12 protein-coding genes are annotated in these 17,448 nt (G+C 73.2%); 3 read left to right on the top strand and 9 right to left on the bottom strand.

Annotation, left to right across the window (positions count from 1 at the left end; all coding sequences use genetic code 11):
- Positions 1–38: 38 nt before the first annotated feature.
- The 7 genes from ACIP98_RS36130 to eccB form a co-directional block, all read right to left on the bottom strand.
- The gene (locus tag ACIP98_RS36130; RefSeq protein ID WP_401980339.1) at positions 39–1,427 is read right to left on the bottom strand and encodes a S8 family serine peptidase; all 1,389 of its coding nucleotides are present in this window, start codon (positions 1,425–1,427) and stop codon (positions 39–41) included.
- Between the two features lie 85 nt (positions 1,428–1,512).
- Positions 1,513–2,979, bottom strand: a complete 1,467-nt coding sequence (locus ACIP98_RS36125) for a hypothetical protein (protein ID WP_401980338.1) — start codon at positions 2,977–2,979, stop codon at positions 1,513–1,515.
- 56 nt (positions 2,980–3,035) lie between these two features.
- Positions 3,036–3,356, bottom strand: coding sequence for a hypothetical protein (locus ACIP98_RS36120; RefSeq protein WP_319665355.1), 321 nt, complete (start codon positions 3,354–3,356; stop codon positions 3,036–3,038).
- Between the two features lie 22 nt (positions 3,357–3,378).
- Positions 3,379–4,668 (bottom strand): type VII secretion-associated serine protease mycosin, encoded by a 1,290-nt coding sequence (mycP, locus tag ACIP98_RS36115; RefSeq protein WP_319665356.1) that lies wholly within the window; start codon positions 4,666–4,668, stop codon positions 3,379–3,381.
- Positions 4,669–4,800: 132 nt separating this feature from the next.
- Complete coding sequence (locus tag ACIP98_RS36110) at positions 4,801–5,091, bottom strand: WXG100 family type VII secretion target (protein WP_319665357.1); 291 nt, start codon at positions 5,089–5,091, stop codon at positions 4,801–4,803.
- Positions 5,092–5,206: 115 nt separating this feature from the next.
- A complete protein-coding gene (locus ACIP98_RS36105) occupies positions 5,207–5,533 on the bottom strand; it encodes a WXG100 family type VII secretion target (RefSeq protein WP_319665358.1) in 327 nt (108 codons plus the stop codon).
- Positions 5,534–5,731: 198 nt separating this feature from the next.
- A complete protein-coding gene (eccB, locus tag ACIP98_RS36100; protein WP_319665359.1) occupies positions 5,732–7,261 on the bottom strand; it encodes a type VII secretion protein EccB in 1,530 nt (509 codons plus the stop codon).
- A gap of 268 nt (positions 7,262–7,529) precedes the next feature.
- Between eccB and eccE the strand changes: the two genes are divergently transcribed.
- From eccE to ACIP98_RS36085, 3 genes are all read left to right on the top strand, one after another.
- Positions 7,530–8,867 carry a type VII secretion protein EccE gene (eccE, locus tag ACIP98_RS36095; RefSeq protein WP_401980335.1) on the top strand — a complete coding sequence of 446 codons (1,338 nt, stop codon included), beginning with the start codon at positions 7,530–7,532 and terminating at the stop codon, positions 8,865–8,867.
- A complete protein-coding gene (locus ACIP98_RS36090; RefSeq protein ID WP_319665361.1) occupies positions 8,867–9,712 on the top strand; it encodes a hypothetical protein in 846 nt (281 codons plus the stop codon). The genes eccE and ACIP98_RS36090 overlap by 1 nt, the downstream gene beginning before the upstream one ends.
- Before the next feature lie 341 nt (positions 9,713–10,053).
- On the top strand, positions 10,054–12,300 hold the full coding sequence (locus ACIP98_RS36085; RefSeq protein WP_401980333.1) for an SCO5717 family growth-regulating ATPase: 2,247 nt from the start codon (positions 10,054–10,056) through the stop codon (positions 12,298–12,300).
- Positions 12,301–12,369: 69 nt separating this feature from the next.
- On the opposite strand, the gene ACIP98_RS36080 is transcribed toward ACIP98_RS36085, so the two are convergent.
- Both ACIP98_RS36080 and ACIP98_RS36075 read right to left on the bottom strand, forming a co-directional pair.
- Positions 12,370–13,323, bottom strand: a complete 954-nt coding sequence (locus tag ACIP98_RS36080) for a bifunctional riboflavin kinase/FAD synthetase (protein WP_319665363.1) — start codon at positions 13,321–13,323, stop codon at positions 12,370–12,372.
- 131 nt (positions 13,324–13,454) lie between these two features.
- Positions 13,455–17,144: a serine protease gene (locus tag ACIP98_RS36075; protein ID WP_401980331.1), complete on the bottom strand. Its 3,690-nt coding sequence runs from the start codon at positions 17,142–17,144 to the stop codon at positions 13,455–13,457.
- Positions 17,145–17,448: the final 304 nt, after the last annotated feature.

The following is a 17,448-nucleotide window of genomic DNA, read 5'->3' as shown; positions in this document are numbered from 1 at the left end:
TCTCCCCGTTGAATGCGTTGACGTACGACGGCTGTTCGTTACTGGCGCCCCGGCCCCCACGACGACGGCGGGCTCTGCTGCTGCCCCCCGTACGGGTTCTGCGCGTACGGATTGCCCTGCTGCGGCTGGGGCTGGGGCTGGTACTGCTGCGGCGCCTGCGGCTGTCCGTACGGCGCGTATCCGCCGCCCGGCGCGCCGGGGCCGCCCGGGCCGCCGGGGCGGTTGCCGTCGCCCTTGTCGCGGCGGGCGATCTTGACGATCACGAAGATGCTCAGGGCGAGGACGAGAAGGCCCACCAGGCCGATCACGCTCAGCGCGATGACCTGCTTGCGGTCGGCGGCCGCCTGCTCGTCGTCGCTCATGGCGCCGCCGGTGACGCTCGGCGCGGGGGCCGAGGGGTCGTCCGTGGCCCCCTGGCCGGCGCCGCTCTGCCCGGTCTTGAGCGATTCCGGCACGGCGAGCGGGCCGTACTTCGGCCCCGCAGGGATGTCCCGGGTGAGGGCGGCGAGCGGCTGGATGAACCCGTAGCCGTAGCGCTTGTCCGGGAGCGGGATGCCCTTCGCGGACGCGGGGAGCCCGGCGGTCCTGGTCAGGCGGTTGACGACCTGACCTGCGGTCAGATCGGGGAACTTGGCGCGGAGGAGGGCCGCTGCGGCGGAGACGAAGGCGGTAGAGTCGGAAGTCCCCGTGCCTGAACGATAGGCGGTGTCGGACTTCGATCCGGCCGCGAGGATGGACGTCGCCGGCGCGGTGAGGAGAAGTTGCGTGCCGTAATTCGAATTCTCCCAGATGCGCGTGTCGTTCTTCACGCCTCCGACGGCGACCACACCTGGGTAACCGGCCGGGTACCCCATCTCAGATCCGTCGTTACCCGCACCGGCAACGACCAGGACGTTCTTCTTGAGCGCATAAGCGACCGCCTCCGCCTCCGCATCCAGTCTCGACGACCCCTCCGACGAGATGTTGATGACAGACGCACCGTGATCAACGGCGTACCGGATTGACGATGCGAATCCGTCCGCACGTCCCCCGTCATCACGGATATCCAGGATCCTGGCCTCGGGAGCAAGGCCCATGACGCCCTCGGTCGAGCCAGGACCATGACCGTGACCGGCGATGACAGAAGCCATCTCCGTGCCATGCGAGTCGTCTGGACCAGGGTCGGTGGAGCCACCGTCCATGAAGTCCTTGCCCTGGATCACACTTCCTTTGAGATCGACATGGTTGGCGTTCACCCCGGAGTCGATCAGGGCTACGGTCACCCCCTTGCCTCGGGTGACCTTCCAGATGGCTTCTGCGTCGAACGCGACGAGAGGCCACTGCTTGTCCCTGATGTCGTCAGCCGCCGAGACTGGCGCCGAAGCGAAGATCAAGGCACTTGCGAGCGCCGCCCCACCTGCGATCTGCAGCATTCGCGCGAAAGCCACCCGTACGTCCTTTCCCTGGCGAGTTGGCGGTACGGCCTTCGGCCGTACCGCCAAGCCTTTCTACATCGTGCGGTGGACCAACTGGTTACTCGATGACCCGAGGAGCGTTGTTGCGCTCAGGGGTCCAGGTCTCCTCGTCCTCGACCAGGTAGTCGGGACGCTCTCCCTCACGCCGCTCTTCCTCTTCCGTCCGATCGGTCGAGCCGCGACCCATCATGCGGTTCGCGCCTTTGCCGGTGTTTCCGCTGCCCGCACCGGAAGCGCCGCGACTCTTGTGCAGGCCCGAACCGCCCGGTGTGCCGCGCGTACCCGATCCGGTGCCCTTGGCGGCGCCGACGACGCCGCCCCCGCGACGGGCGAGGCTCCCCCCGCGTCCGGCGGTTGCACCGCCCCTGCCGCCCGCTCCGGCGCCCGCGCCGCCGGCACCGGGCATACCGCCACGACCGACCGCTCCGGCCCGTCCGGCGCCACCCGCGCCGGAACCGGTCGCCCTTCCGCCGCGTCCACCTACGCCGCCCAAGGCGCCCGGGAGACCCGCACCGGCGCCACCGACGCCGGCAGTGCCACCGGCACCGGGGCCACCGACTCCGCCGACGCCGCCACCGATGCCGGCGCTGCCGCCGCCGTAGCCGCCCGCACCGGTCGTCCCCCCGCCGATGCCGTCGATGGCAGTGCCGACCTGAGGCTTGGTGCCGGCGGGCGGCTTCTGCACCCCGCCGCTGATACCGCTTTCCCGGGGCGGCTTCACTTCCCTGACGGTCGGCGACACCGTGCCGGTCGACGTCCGTCGCGTCGGGCGGCTTGAGGCGCCCGTGTTGGGCTGCGTGATCTCCGGGGGCACCACGACGGGGACAGGTGCGACGCCGCCCGGGTCACCCGGGTAGTCGTCACTGTCATTGACCCGTCCCTTAGGCATGGGCTTCTTCGTCCACGACCCCATCGCCCTCGACTGCGCGTTGTACCCCGCGCCCAGCTGCTCCATCTTCACAGCCATTTCGAGCTGCGCTTCCTTGCCCGCCGACAGCGAACCGCGGTTGCGGTCCAGCGCGGACTGCGTGTCCATGCCGTTGCCGAGGTCCGTGTGCAGTTGCGCGTCGCTGCGGTCGAAGCCGTCGCCGAGCGCGTCGCCCCAGCTGGACAGGGTGCCGGGCTTCTCCATCGCGTCGACCTGCGGCTTGATCGTCTTGAGTACGGACGCCGCGTTGGTCATCGCCTGCGAGGTGTACTTGGCATACGTGGAGCAGTCCGTGATCATCTTGCTGATGATCTTGGCCTGCTCGCGGAACCCCTCCGCCGCGGCACCGTCCCAGTGCTGGGTGATGTGCTCGACCGCGGCGTCGAAGACGAACTTGGCGCTGCCGGACCCGGTGACCAGTTGGTCGTGGACCTGCAGCCAGCCCTGCGCGCAGGACTCGACCTCCACGTGGTCGGCGTTGGCGAGCATGGCCTTCATCTGGTCCATGTTCTTCGCGCCGGCGAAGTTCGTGGTGTGCTCCCCGGCATAGCACTGCGTCGGGGCCTGGTACTCGTAGTACGTTCCCTCGTCAGCCATGATTCCTATCCCCCTTGGCGACCGGCACGACGTTCATCGATCCGCGCATGATGTGTTCACTTACCGCTGCCGGACATGCCGCCCTGCGCGTCGTATTCGGCGTCCGAATAATGGCCGTGCACCTTCTTGGTCTTGCCGCCGAAGTCGTTCATGACGCCATGGATGTAGGCCACAACCGACTCGATGTGCGTCTTCATGTCCTCGTGCGCACGGGACAGTTCCTCGGCTTCCGCGAATCCCGATCCGAGCGCGCCCGGCGGCAGATAGGTGTCGTTCCTGGCGCAGACGTTGGCGACGCCCAATTGGCTGATCACGCCGTTGAGCTTGGTGATCGTGTCCTCTAGCTCACTCAGATCGACCTTGTACTGGTCACTCATCGTGTCGCTTCCCCGTTCCTACTCATGTGTTGATCCCTCGCTTGCGGCGCCAGTCGCCGAGGACGACCCCGCCTCCCACCAGCAGAGCGATGCCCGCGGCCGCGCCGCCGACCGTGTAGACGGCGTAGCGCTCGGTGCGTTGCTGGGGGGTCTCGCCGAGGACGACCGTGGCTGCCTCGATCTTCTCGTGGCCACCGGGGTTGACGACCGGATCGGGCGTCGGGGCGGCCTGGGGGGTGGTCGCGTCGTCGTTGACCGCGGCGACGGGGTCGACGACGCCCCAGCCGACGAAGTCGTCGCGGCCGGGCTTGCCGCGGTCGGCGGTCTGCTCGATCTGGGTGATGACCTGGCGGTAGCCCCAGTCGGGGTGCTTGGCCCGGATGAGGGCGGCGACACCTGCGACGTACGGCGCGGAGAAGCTGGTGCCCTGGTCGATGCAGTGGCCGCCGTAGGGGACGGTGGAGACCATGTCGACGCCCGGGGCCGCGACGCCCACGAACGGACCCGGCTGGGAGAAGTTGGCGCGGGCGTTGTCGCGGTCGGAGGCGCCGACCGCGAGGACGCCGTCGTAGGAAGCGGGGTAGGTCCGCTTGTTCTTGCCGTCGGCGCCGTCGTTGCCGGCGGAGGCGACGATGAGGACGTCGTGGTCCTTGGCATAGTCGACGGCCCGCTCCAGCGCCGAGTCGGGCGGCAACGTGGACGCGGTGTCCTGCGAGATGTTGATGACCTTGGCACCGCTGCGCACCGCGTAACGGATCGCCTCGGTCATCGTCCCGACCGTGCCGCCGCCCTGGTTGTCGTTCTGCCGGATGGCGAGGATGGAGGCCCGCGGGGCGATGCCGACGAAGCCGGTGTCCGGGGCGGGCCGGGCGGCGATGATGCCGGCGACCTTGGTGCCGTGGCCTACGTCGTCCTTGGTGCCGTCGCCGTGCTTCCTGTCGAAGAAGTCCAGGCCGGCGCGCTTCTTGTGGGCGCCGGTGCCGACCTCGCGGGCGATGGCCGGGGCCAGTTGCCTGTTCGTGTCGTCGACGCCGGTGTCGATGACGGCGACCATCACACCGAGGCCCTGGGTGTCCTGCCAGAGCTGGTCCAGGACGATGCGCTGCAGCGACCAGGGCGTGCCCGCGATCGGGTCGGACGGGAAGGAGCACTGGGTGTCGTCGATCTGGAAGCGTTCCCCCAGGCCGCCGCCGTCGGCGAGGACGGTCCGTACGCCGTCGGCCGAGGCGTCCGCCCCGGCAGCGGCCCCGGAGACCGGCAGGCCGAAGGCGGTGATCGCCGCGGCTGCGGCGATTGCGGCGGTGCGCCTCACGGCGTGCGATCCCACTGGTCTTCCGTCCTCCCGTTGTGTGCGGTTCGTGGGCCGAACCGCCGATGAGGGCGAGCACGTACGTCGTCCGTACACACCCGCCCTCATCGCGCGTGACGCGGCCAGGCGCGCGAATCAGCCCCAGATCTGCCGGTTCTTGTTCTCGGTGTCCTGGTAGTTCTGCGCCGCGGTGTCGAGCGCGCGGGCGATGGCCTCCAGGGTCTGGTGCATGGAGGCGGCGCGCTGGTCCCACTCGGTCTGCTTGGCGCGGTAGGCCTCCTGCGCCGAGCCCTCCCACGTGGCGGCGATCTTCTTCACGCCCGACTCGAGGTCGTCCAGCTGGCGCTTGATGTTGTTGGCCGTCGTACGGACGTCCGTCGCGGCCTGGGAGATGGTCTGGAAGTTGACCAGGATCTGCCCGGACATGTGATGTCTCCTCAGATGTTGGATTCGGACAGGAACGGCATGCGCTGCGTGCGCGGCCACGCGCTCACGACGAGACGCGGGCGACGGGCACCGGCGCACGGGCGCACAGGGCCGGTCATCCGAACGGGTTGCCACCCTGGGACGAGATGCTCTGGATGGACGCGCGCTGCTCCTCCTCGGAGGCGGAGTAGTTCCGGGTGCTCGCGTCGACGGCTTCCTTGATGTCGCCCAGGATCTGATTGATCTTGTTGGCGTCCTCGTTCACCTGCGTCTGCAGATTGTTGTACGCCGTGGCAGCGGAGCCCTTCCAGCCCGAGGTGATCGTGTCGATCACGGTCTGGAGGCGGCGAATCTCGCCCTGAATCGAGGAGTTGACCGTGGAGATACGGCTGCTGAAGGCAACCATCTCCTCCTCGGTCATGGTGAACTGCTGTCCAGCCATGTGTGGAGTCCCCCATGAGACGTAGAAGATCCGGTATCCGATCGACAACGGTGGGTGTCGTCGGTCTTCAACTCTAGCCAATACCCGTGACAAGGCGAACAGGTAACCGGTTCCGTATCGGGATCCTGACCGTCATCACCAAACCCTCACGTTACTAACGGCGTTGAGGGATCGTCGACGGTATTGTTCCGGCCTTGATCAGGAACCCTGCGCCTGCTTGGCGGCGCCTTCGTCGAGGGTCGGACCGGTCGCCAGAAGATCGGACCAGATCTTCGGCACGGGCACCGGGGAGTTCTTCCCATACCCCAATTTGGTCTGCACGACACCGACTTCCTCGTCCTGCTTGGCGGCGCCGCCTGCGTCGCTGTCCCCGGTGGTGGGCACCGAGTAGCGCAGGCCGGTGTCGGTGACGAGGTAGATGGACCCGATGCGCTTGTCGGTGCCGTCGTACGCCCTGTAGAACAGGCCGCTGCCCGGGGAGACGTAGGTGTTCGTACCGCTCTGCGCGACGTCGCGGGGAAACTTGCGGCCGGCCCACATCGTCATCGCCGGCTGCTTGGTGAGCTTGTCGTCGGTACCGCTGTACACGCTGCAGGCGACCCGGCGGCCGGACTTCTCGTCCTGGGTGTTGGCCTGGGTGACGGCCTTCTCGGGCCAGCCCAGGTTGTCCAGGTAGGTCTCGCTCGCCTGCGCCGAGGCGACCTCGCCGATGCCGACGGACGCGGGCTCCGGCGAACCGCTGTACAGCGACGCCGCGGCCGGGATGTTGAGCAGCAGCTTCGCCACGAAGTCCGTGACCCGCACGACCCGGTCCTTCTGCACCACGTACTGGTCGTTGTTGGCCTTGAGGACCAGGCCGACCTTCGCGTGCTCCGGGCTCAGGCCGGGAGCGGCGGAGGGGGCGCCGAGGTCCGCGACGGGCGGGAAGTAGAGGGCGCCGTTCCTGCTGTTGAGCGTCGACAGGAAGGCGGCGTCCACCTTCTGCGGCTGCGCGGAGGCACCGAAGACGACCTGGCGCAGGAGGTTCACCGTGACCCGGTCCTGCCTGCCGCCGGCGTCGCCCAGCAGGTAGGCGTTGCCCTTGTCCGTCACCAGGTACTGGGCGCCGTCGGGTACCTCTATGTACATGGCCTCGTCGGCGCGCAGCTGGTTCCGGCCGCCGACGAGCGCCGCCTCCTGGGGCTTCTGCCGGTTGATGACGAACACCGCGCGCTGTGTGGCGGAGTTGGTGCCGCCCCCCGGCGCCTCGCAGAGCGCCCAGGTCTTGGCCTTGCCCGCGTCGTCGGCCCCCGGCAGCCGGTCGGGGGCGTACGGGATGCCGATGGTGGTGCCCAGCGTCATCCCGCTGTTGTCCAGCACCGACTCCTTGACCTTGATGACCCCGAACTTCTGCGGGTCCAGGAGCAGCCGGGCGGAGGCGAGGTTGAGCACGGGGTGCAACTGCGCCTCGCCGTTGGTCTTCAGCACCACGTAGCGGGTGGTCGACTCGTCGCCGACGATGACCTTCTCGGCCGGCTTGTTCCAGCCGGTCGGCGCGGAGGGCTTGAGTATCCCCCAGAAGCCGAAGGCGACGACGATCAGCAGGCCCACGACGAGACTCGGGGCGACGGTCTTGAGCGGGCGCGGGGCCGCTTCCTCGGAACCGTGCGGCGAGGGCTGGAGAAACGCTGCCACCGTGCGCTTGCGCGCGAACGAGTAGGCGTTCAGCTCATCCCTGCGTGTCGCCATCCTTGCGTCAACTCCCCGTTGTTCGCTGCTGTGTTGTCGTGCCTGGCGCCGGGGCCCGCACCGCCGCGACGACGGCGGGGACCGATGGGACCCCTACTATGCCGTGTGACGATCGCACCGTACGGTACGGGGTAGGGTGATCGGCCCGCCAGGCACTGCCGGGAGCGTCCCGCGGGACGAACGGGGCAAAGGCCCCGGGCGGACGCGGAGCGGCGGAGCAGGCGTACGAAGCAGACGTACGAACGGCAGCAGAAGGGTTGTACGGGGGATGACCACCGCGACCAGGTCCGGGCGCACGTCCGGGAACCAGCCACCACCCGCGCACCCCGGCCCGCCCGGGACGTCCGGCGGCACCTCCCGCGGCCCGCGGGCCCGGGCGGCGGCCCCGGCGATGACCCGGCGGCCGGGCAGCATAGGCCCGGTGCGGGTGCAGCAGCTGGTGCTGATCGAGCTGGCCCTCGCACTTCTGCTGGGCGGCTTCCTGATCGACAAGGTGATGGGCACCGTCGTGGCCGCCGCCGTCGCGCTGCCGCTGGTGCTCTTCGGCCTGCTGCGCAAGCGCGGCCGCCCGATGCCCGAATGGATGTCCGCGGCCCGGGCGCTGAAGACCCGCCAGCGGCGCAACGCCGTCCCGGTGCCGCCGGGCACCGACCCCGGCTTCGTGCCCGCCGTCGAGTGCGACCCGGCGCTGCGCACCTACGGCTTCACCGACGAGCGCGGGCAGCGCGAGATCGGGATGGTCGGCGACGGCACCTTCCTGACCGCCGTGGTGCAGGTGCAGGCGGTCGACGAGCCGCTGCGGCCGGCCCGCGGCACGCGCTCGCTGCCGCTCGACCTGCTGCACGACCTGCTGGAGGTGGACGACATCCGCCTGGCGTCCGTGCAGGTCGTCCAGCACACCCAGCCCGCGCCCGCGCCGCACCTGCCGCCGCAGGCGGTGGCCGCACGGTCGTACGCGCCGCTGCAGGCGCAGTCGCGGACCCCGGGGCTCCGGCTGACCTGGGTCGCCCTCAAACTCGACCCGGAGCTGTGCCCGGAGGCCGTCAAGGCCCGCGGCGGCGGCATCGCCGGTGCCCGCCGGGCGCTGCTGCGCGCCGCCGACCATCTGACGAGCCGCCTGGTGGGCGCCGGGCTGCAGGCCCGGGTGCTGACCGAGCCGGAGATCATCGCGGCCGTCGCGACGTCGAGTTGTGTGAACCCGATGGCCACCACCGGCGGCGCCGCCCTGGACGGCAGCCGCCAGGCGCGCCGCACCTCGGAGAGCCCGCGCGCCTGGCGCTGCGACGACCGCTGGCACACCACGTACTGGGTGAGCCGCTGGCCCCAGTTGGGCGCACAGGCGACCGGACTGCCCGACCTGGTCGGGCTGCTGACCTCCTCCCCCGCCCTGGCGAGCACCTTCTCGCTGGTCGTCACACCGGGCGGGAGCCGGGCGTCGCTGCTGTCCGGCTATGTACGGCTGACCGGCCGCAGCGAGAACGAACTCGTCGAGGCCCGGGCCCAGTTGGAACGCCGGGCGACCGCGTCCAAGGTGGGCCTGGCGCGGCTGGACCGCGAGCAGGTGCCCGGCATCCTCGCCACGCTGCCCCTGGGAGGTACCCGCTGATGTCGGCCCCGACCGTTCCCGCTTTCGGCGGACAGCGCCCCGGCGCCGGCTCCGGGTTCCCCGGCGGCGCCGAACCGCGCCCCTCGCACCTGCCGCTCGGTCCCGACCGCGGCGGCGCTGCCGGCGAGGGCGCCGCGCGGCGCACCCTGCGCGCAGCCTTCGGGCTCCTCGGCCCGCGCCGCGACCGGCACACGATGTCCGCCGAGCAATTGTCCGGCCTGTCCCTTCCGATCGGTGACGACGGTGTCGTCATCGGCGTCGACGCCGGCAACCAGCCCGCGGTGCTGGCCCTGAGCCGGCCGGCCCGGCTGGACGTGCTGCTCGTCGGCAGCATGTGGCTGGCGCAGGTGCTCTCGCTGCGCGCCGCCGCGACCGGGGCGCGGGTGGCGGTGGAGACCGCCCGCCCGCAGTCCTGGGCGCCCATGGCGCAGGCGGCGGGCGGCGGCCAGCAGTGCGTGACGGTGCACGAGGTCGGCCGGATCGCGCCGCAGGGCCCGTCCGTGCACAGCCCGGTGGTGATCGTGCGCGACTGCGGCGCCCGCCCGCCGCGCAGCCGGGTCGCCGCGCAGTCCTGGCAGTCCGTCATGACGCTGCTCCCCTACCTCGGCCCGACCGCACCGCGCCTGCTGAGCAGCGCGGACGTGGTCGGGCTGCAGCGGGTGTCCCCGCAGGAGGCCGAGGTGATCGGCCGGCTGATGGGACTGGCGGACACCGACGTCGCGGCGCTGCCGACCCTCGGCGACAACGTGACGATGTGGTGCACGCGTAAGCACCGTCAGTTCGTCATGACGCAGCCGACGGACGCGGAAACGGGGCTGCTGGGCCCGGCCCGCCGGGTCGACTAGCCGCGGCCGTACGGTCCCTGGCCGGGCGGCGGTCCCGCGTCGCCGGCCGTCGACGGCCGGTGGCGCGAGCGTTTCCCGGCCCCGGTGGCGGGCATGGGGCACGGGGGCACGGTGCGCGCAACGGGGCGTCGACTCGCCGGGGTGCGCGGCGACCGGGCGGGACAAAGCGGTCATCGCGTCATGGTGCGGACCGTGAGGTCAACAGCACTTGCCGTCCGTGCCGGGCGAGTGATTAGGCTCTTGCGGTGAGCCGCGAAAAGCTTGCCGCGGAACTCCGTGACGGGGGAAACGTGTCCGTTCCCGACGGGCCGGGCACGTACATCAGTTGACCAGGAGGCACAGTGAGCAGCGATCAGGACGACATCCGCGCGGGCGCGGCCGCCCCGGACGGGGATCAGTCCGACGCGGACCTCACGGGCGAGTTCCAGATCGACTACGCGCCCCCGTCCTGGTACACCCAGCAGGCAGGCGGCGGCTCGGCGCCCGCCGCGTCCGGCACTCCGCAACCGCCCGTGGGACCGCCTGTCAGTCCGCCCGTGCCGACTCCCCCGGCCGCCGAACCGTCCCGGAACGACGGTCCCCGGCAGACGCCGCCCGCGCCCCGCGCCCCCGAGGCGGCCGGCGGGGAACCGGCGCAGCCGGCACGGGAGCAGGCGCCTGCGGACTCCGGGCCGGACGCGGAACAGGCGCCGGAACAGGGTCAGGAGGGCCGGGAACCCGAGGCGGCCGCCGAGCCCGCGCCGCCCGCGGCCGAGCCGGCGGCCCCGACCCCGGCACCGGCGCCGCAGTCCCACGTACCGCCCCTGCCGCCGGAGTACCAGCCGGCGGAGGCCCAGCAGCAACTCCCCCCGCCCCAGCAGGGTTACGGCTACCCGCAGCCCGCCGAGGGCGCGCCCTGGGGCGGCCCCGACGCACCTCAGCAGCCCCCGCAGCCCCCGCCTCCGTACGGCTACGGCTACCCGCCGCCCGCGCAGGCCGGTTACGGCTATCCGCAGCCCGCCCAGGGGACGCCGTGGGGCGGCCCGAACGCGCCCCAGCCGCCGCAGCCCCAGCAGGCCTACGGCTATCCCCAGCCGCCGGCGCCGCAACCGCAGCAGCCTCCGATGCCGTATCCGCAGCAGGGTCCGCCGCCGGCCCCCGGCCCGGCGCAGCCCATGCCGCCGCAGGCGGGCCCCAACGCGCCCGCCCCGCAGGAGGGTTACGGCTACCCGCCGCCGGCGCCGCAACCGCAGCAGCCTCCGCAGGCCCAGCCGCAGCCGCAGCCCCCCGTCGATCCGCGGATCGCCGCCGGGTGGGGCGGCCCCGGTCCCGGCCACGACCAGGACCAGCAGCGCGTCATGCACGGCGCCCCGCTCGGTTACAACGCGGCCGTGGAGCTTTCCTCGGACCGCCTGCTGCGCCAGCAGCCCAAGGCGCGCAAGAACAACAACCAGCCGTCCCGCTTCAAGATCGGCGCCAAGAAGGAGGAGCAGGAGCGCCAGCGCAAGCTGAACCTGATCCGCACCCCGGTGCTGTCCTGCTACCGCATCGCGGTGATCAGCCTCAAGGGCGGCGTGGGCAAGACGACGACCACCACCGCCCTCGGCGCCACGCTCGCCTCCGAGCGCCAGGACAAGATCCTCGCCATCGACGCCAACCCGGACGCCGGCACCCTGGGCCGCCGGGTGCGCCGCGAGACCGGCGCGACCATCCGCGACCTGGTCCAGGCGCTGCCGCACCTCAACAGCTACATGGACATCCGCCGCTTCACCTCGCAGGCGCCCTCCGGTCTGGAGATCATCGCCAACGACGTGGACCCGGCCGTGTCCACCACCTTCAACGACCAGGACTACCGGCGCGCCGTGGGCCTGCTCGGCCAGCAGTACCCGATCATCCTCACCGACTCGGGCACCGGCCTGCTCTACAGCGCCATGCGCGGCGTGCTCGACCTCGCGGACCAGCTGATCATCGTCTCCACCCCGTCCGTGGACGGCGCCAGCAGTGCCAGCACGACGCTGGACTGGCTCTCCGCGCACGGCTACGCCGACCTGGTGCAGCGCAGTCTCACCGTCATCTCGGGGGTCCGCGAGACCGGCAAGATGATCAAGGTGGACGACATCGTCGCGCACTTCGAGACCCGCTGCCGCGGCGTCGCCGTGGTGCCCTTCGACGAGCACCTGGCCGCGGGCGCCGAGGTCGACCTCGACATGATGCGCCCCAAGACCCGCGAGGCGTACTTCCACCTCGCGGCCCTGGTCGCCGAGGACTTCCTGCGCGCGCAGCAGGCGCAGGGCCTCTACCCGGCCCAGCAGCCGATGCCGCAGCAGGGGGGCTATCCGCCGCCGCAGGCCGGGCAGCCCTACCCGGGCCGGCCGATGCCACCGCAGCAGGGCGGCTATCCGCCGCCGCACCAGCAGCCGTACGGGCAGCCGGCCCCGCCGCCGCCCGCCCAGGGGGGCATGCCGCACGGCTGGACCCAGCAGCCGCCTCCGCCGCCGCAGGCCCAGCAGCCCCAGCAGGCGCCGCACCAGCAGCCCGGGGAGCCCGAGCAGCAGGAGCAGCAGGGCACGCCGGGACCGATCCCGCCGGGCTGGACGCACCAGCCGTAGGGACACGAAAGGCCGAGGGCCCGCCACCGCCGACACGGCGGGGCGGGCCCTCGGCGTCTCAGGTTCCGCTCACTCGGAGCCGTGCGTGTCCACGATCTCGCGGGCGCGCTTGACGTCGTCCGCCATGCGCTCCAGCAGCGCGTCGATGGTGTCGAACTTCTCCATCCCGCGCAGGTACGCGAGGAAGTCCACGGCCACGTGCAGTCCGTACAGGTCCAGGCCGACGCGGTCGATGGCGTACGCCTCGACCGTGCGCGCGGTGCCGTCGAAGGTGGGGTTGGTGCCGACGGAGATCGCGGCGGGCATGGCCTCGTCGCCGACGTGCAGCCAGCCCGCGTACACGCCGTCCGCGGGGATCGCGGTGTGCGGCACGGTCTCCACGTTCGCGGTGGGGTAGCCCAGGTCGCGGCCGCGCTGCGCACCGCGGACGACGACGCCCTCGACACGGTGCGGGCGGCCGAGGATCTCCATGGCGCCGGCCACGTCGCCCTCGGCGATCAGGCGCCGGGTCATCGTGGACGAGAAGGGCTGGCCGTCGCCCGCCGCGCCGGTCAGGTACAGGTCGACGACGTCGACCTCGTAGTCGTACTTCAGACCCATCGCCGAGAGGAACTCCACGTCCCCGGCCGCCTTGTGCCCGAAACGGAAATTGGGGCCCTCGATCACGGTCCGCGCGTGCAGCGCGTCGACCAGCACCGTACGGATGAAGTCGCCGGGCGAGAGCCGGGAGAACTCGGAGGTGAAGGGGAGGATCAGCAGCGCGTCGACGCCGAGCTCCGCCATCAGCTCGGCGCGGCGGTGGTGGGCCGCCAGCAGCGGCGGGTGGCTGCCGGGCCGCACGACCTCGCTGGGGTGCGGGTCGAAGGTGACGACGACGGAGGCCACGCCGAGCTCCCGGGCACGCTCCACCGCGCGGCCGATGATCAGCTGGTGCCCACGGTGCACGCCGTCGTAGGAGCCGATGGTGACGACGCTGCGTCCCCAGTCCCCCGGGACGTCCTCCAAGCCTCGCCAGCGCTGCACTGTGACCGCTCCTCGACCGCTGTTGGTTGTCCGTTTGCAGGTCCAAGACTGCCATGCCGGGACCCCCACCGGCGCGGCGCCCCCACGGACGCGGCGGGCCGCGCCCGCACCGGCGCCGCCTCACGCCCTGATCAGAGGACCAGGGCGGTCGCCTCCGGCGCCCGGGCGGGCGGGGTGTCCGCCGCCGGCCGGTCGAAGGCACGCCGGGCACTCGGGCCGACGAGCGTGTCCCACACCCCGGCGCCGCCGTCCGCCGCGAGCCAGCCGCGCACCTGCCGGGCGAATCCCGGATGGGCGGCGGCCAGCTGCACCAGCCGGCGGTCGAAGAGCGTCGCCCCCTCAGGGGACCGGCAGAGCAGGACGCCGACGCGGTGCACCAGGTCGCGGGTCAACGGCGCGGGCCGCAGCGCACAGCCCCCGGCGGCCGCCGTGAGCAGGGCGTCGAGGACTCCGTGGTCGCGTTCGCGTTCCAGGAGGGCGTCCAGGAGTTCCCGGCGCAGCGACCGTGAGCTGTGGCCGCCGGGCGCGGCCAGCACGGGCGCCAGGGCGCGCCGCACCTCGGCCGGATGCTCCCGCAGCAGCCCGACGGTCAGCGGGAGCAGCACCGCCCGCACGCCCGGACCGTCCTCCAGGCGGCGGTCGAGGTACTCCGCGACGTGCGCGGCGCCCTCGGGACGCTGCTCCAGGTGGTCGCGGACGAGCGCGGCGACGCGGCGGGCCAGCGCCTGGTCGCCGATCTCCGCCAGGGCCCGCAGCACCTCGGCGCCGCCCCCGCCCGGCTCGCGCAGGCGGGTGTGGAAGGCGGCGAGGACCGGATCGGGATGGGTGGCCAGGGCGGTGGCCAGCGCGTCGGCGGGCAGCCGGGGGTCGCCCGCGGCGAAGCGGTCCAGGGCGGCGGGCAGGTGGAAGGACCGGGTGGCCGGATCGCGTACCAGGACGGCAAGGGCGGCGCCGTGCAGGGTGCAGTCGGCGGGGCGGGCGAGGATCGCCAGCGCCGCGTAGCGCAGCAGGCGGCGGTCGGCGGGCACGGTGACGTGCGGGGCGGTGCGCAGGCCGTACGCTGCGGCGGCCACATGGCGTTCGGGCCGGCCGTCGTGGGCCCAGCGGTCGACGGCCCGGCAGACGGCTGCCGGTTCGTCCTCGGCGAGCGCGGCCAGTAGCTCGTCGGCCCGCGGGTGGGCGGCCGCGACCAGGGTCTCGGTGAGATCGTCCACGGCGCGGTGCCGGTGGGTGTGCAGCAGGGCTTGCGCGGCGGTGGCCACCGTCGGGCGCGGTCCGCCGGGGGCAGACTGCAGCGGCCGCTCGTCGGCGAACCAGGCGCAGACGGCCGGCAGCGCCTCGCGGGGCGCGGCGGCCAGCTCCTCCCCCGCGGCCGTCAGGAAGCGCTCCTCGTCCCCGCCCTGCGGCGGCGCGTCGGCGGGAAGCAACTGCCGCAGCAGTGCGAGTCGTTCGTCGAGCGGCAACCGCAGCCGGCGCCAGAACCACGGGCCGAACCGGCCCAGCCCCGGGCCCTCCCGGAATCCGCCGGCCTCGATCGACCGGGCCGTGATCCGCTCGGCCAGCAGGCGCAGCACGCCCCGGTACGGCAGCACGTCCGGCACCCGCAACAGCGCCTCGCCGAGCAGGTGCGCGGCCCACCACACGGCGTCCGCCCGGCGTTCCCGCTCCCATTGCGGACCGGGCGCCGGACTCGCCCCGCTGCGGTCCCGCGGGCGCGGCACGCCGTCGAGCAGCGGTCGCCCGGAGCCGCCGCGGGCGGCGGGCGGGGCCGCCCATCCGTCGAGCGCCAGCACCAAATCCTCAAGTCTCCGCGCGAGTTCGGCCGCCCCGCACCGGCGGTCGGTCACCAGCAGCGACTGCACGACCGGCCCGATGCGGTGCCGGGGCACCGGAAGCGAACGCGGTGCGGACGGCGGCGCCAGCGGCGGCGCGAGGGGCACCGGCGGCGTACCGCCCCGCCCCGCGACGGCCGGGGGCCGCGACGGCAGACGCACGGGGGCCTCCGCCGTGCCGCCCGGCGGGGACGCGGCCGACCAGCGGTGCACCAGCGCGTACAGCGCCTGGTCCAGCTCCAGATGCCCGCCCTGGAGCCAGTCCGCGAACTCCTCGTGCGCGAAGCGGTATCCGGCACCCGCGGGGACCACAAGGCCCTCGGTGAGCACCGCGGAGGCCCACCCCGTACGCCACGGGAACAGTTCCTCGAACGACTCGCGGTCCAGCTCGCCCTGCCCGGGCCCCAGGCAGCGCCGTGCCGCTTCGTGGGCGCGGCCCGCCACGCGCGCCGCGAGGCGCCGCACCGCTGTGCCACGCGGGTCGCCCCGGCCGTCGGCAGCCAGCCGCACGGCGATCCGCAGGCAGACCAGGTCCAGGTACGCCCCGAAGACCTCCGCCCGGTCCGGCCGCCCCCCGGGACCGTCCGCCGGCCCCTCCGGAAGCGCCGCCCGCACCTCCGACAGCAGCCGCAGCGCCAGCGGATGCGCCCCGTCCTCCTTCGTGAGGGCCCCCTCCGGAACGCCGTACCGCTCACGCGCCCGGCCGGCCTGCGGCTCCGGCAGATCCCCCAGGCGCACGCAGGCGGGCAGGGCCCGGGTGCCCGCGCGGCGCCCCGGGTCGTGCAGCACGCCCCGGGGGAAGAGCGCGCCCGCCTGCTCCCAGAACTCCGGACGGCATGCCACGACCAGCCGCACCCCGGCCGCCCGCAGCCAACTCGCCGTCCCCGCGACCCAGTCCGGCAGGCTGTGCGCCAGTACCGGCGGCATCTCCTCGGGCCCGTCCAGCACCACCAGCAGCGGGCGCCCGGCGTCCTCCGCCAAGTGCGCCACCGCGTCCGGCGAGGTGACCGGCGCGGCGTCCCCAGGCCCCGCCCCCGCGTGCACGATGCGACCGGCGGCACGCAGCGAACGCTCCACCGCGTCCTTCAACCCGCCGTCACCCGTGTGGAGTTCGGCCCCGCGCAGCCACAGCGTCGGCGCCGGCTCCGCCCCCGTCGCGCGCCGCACGGCCAGCGCCGCCAGCTCCGTCGTCCGGCCGCAGCCCGGATCCCCCACCAGGCCCAGCACGAGCGAACGCCCTCCGCCGCCGGGGCCGCCCTCCGCGAACGCCCGCAGCACCGCCTCCGTCTCCGGGCGCACGACCGGCTCCCGCCCTCGCAGCCCGTGCGGCGCGCCCGCGGAACCCACGGAGGTGGCGGTCAGTTGCAGCGCCCCCGCGAGATTCAGGTGCGCCCCGTAGGCCGGGACCGTCGCCGCGTTCCGCTCCAGCAGCTCGCCCAGCCCCCGCAACGGCACCGCGAAGCCGTCCGCCCGGTGCCCGGCGTGCAGCGCGGTCACCACCGCGCCCAGCACGGCCCCCGTCCCCGGGTCGAGCACAGGCGTTCCCGACACCTCCGGACCCGGCTCCCACTCCCGCGCGGCGAGCTCGTGCACCTCGTCCAGCAGGTGGAAGCGGTCCGTCGCGGTGTAGGTGACGGACGCCGTGCCGACGATCTCCGCGTCCGTCCACGCCCGGCCGCGCAGCCGCACCTTCCCCGGCCGCACGGCCGCCGCGACCGGCAGCGGTGGCACGTCCTCCAGCCCCTCGACCGCCACGAGCGCCAGCCCGAGCGCGGGCAGCGGCGTGATGGCGTCCGCCTCCACGAGGATCGTCTGTTCGCCCCACGCGTGCAGCACGAGGCGCACCAGCCCGTCGACGGCCTCATGACTCGTCACCAGCGTCCCGCACCCACCGGCCGCCTCCGCGAGGAACCCCGTCCCTCGCGGCCGTCCGGCCAGGTCACAGACGCGCACCAACGCACGTTCCGCCTCGGCGGACTGCACCGACATCCGCCCACCTCCCCGCCTCAGTGCCCGTTTCGACCGTAGACGTCCGGTGATCGTCCCAACAGATCCCCTGGTGAACGCGCCCCCTAGCGCTCCCTGTCTTCACTCCGAGCGCCTGCCCGTTGGGGTGAATTGATCTTGCGGCCTGGATAGGCACTTCTGCGGGGGGAATCGTGGGGCGCGGGGCGGGGGGGGGGGGGGCCCCCCCCCCCCGCGGCCGCCCCCCCCCCCCGGGGTTGGGCCCCCCCCCCCCCCCCCGGTGGCCCCCGGCGTAAGGGGGCCCCCGCCCGCGGCCCGGGGGGGGCCC

Source organism: Streptomyces sp. NPDC088354 (assembly GCF_044753585.1).
In the GTDB taxonomy this organism is placed as follows: Bacteria; Actinomycetota; Actinomycetes; order Streptomycetales; family Streptomycetaceae; genus Actinacidiphila.
The sequence above is the reverse complement of the archived record's forward strand: the minus strand, read 5'-3'. Positions and strand labels throughout refer to the sequence as shown.

Bases quoted from the DNA above. Each gene is read 5' to 3' on its own strand.
- ACIP98_RS36125 (WP_401980338.1), bottom strand. From the start codon at position 2,979: ATGGCTGACGAGGGAACGTACTACGAGTACCAGGCCCCGACGCAGTGC.
- ACIP98_RS36120 (WP_319665355.1), bottom strand. From the start codon at position 3,356: ATGAGTGACCAGTACAAGGTCGATCTGAGTGAGCTAGAGGACACGATC.
- ACIP98_RS36110 (WP_319665357.1), bottom strand. From the start codon at position 5,091: ATGTCCGGGCAGATCCTGGTCAACTTCCAGACCATCTCCCAGGCCGCG.
- ACIP98_RS36105 (WP_319665358.1), bottom strand. From the start codon at position 5,533: ATGGCTGGACAGCAGTTCACCATGACCGAGGAGGAGATGGTTGCCTTC.
- eccB (WP_319665359.1), bottom strand. From the start codon at position 7,261: ATGGCGACACGCAGGGATGAGCTGAACGCCTACTCGTTCGCGCGCAAG.
- eccE (WP_401980335.1), top strand. From the start codon at position 7,530: ATGACCACCGCGACCAGGTCCGGGCGCACGTCCGGGAACCAGCCACCA.
- ACIP98_RS36090 (WP_319665361.1), top strand. From the start codon at position 8,867: ATGTCGGCCCCGACCGTTCCCGCTTTCGGCGGACAGCGCCCCGGCGCC.
- ACIP98_RS36075 (WP_401980331.1), bottom strand. From the start codon at position 17,144: ATGTCGGTGCAGTCCGCCGAGGCGGAACGTGCGTTGGTGCGCGTCTGT.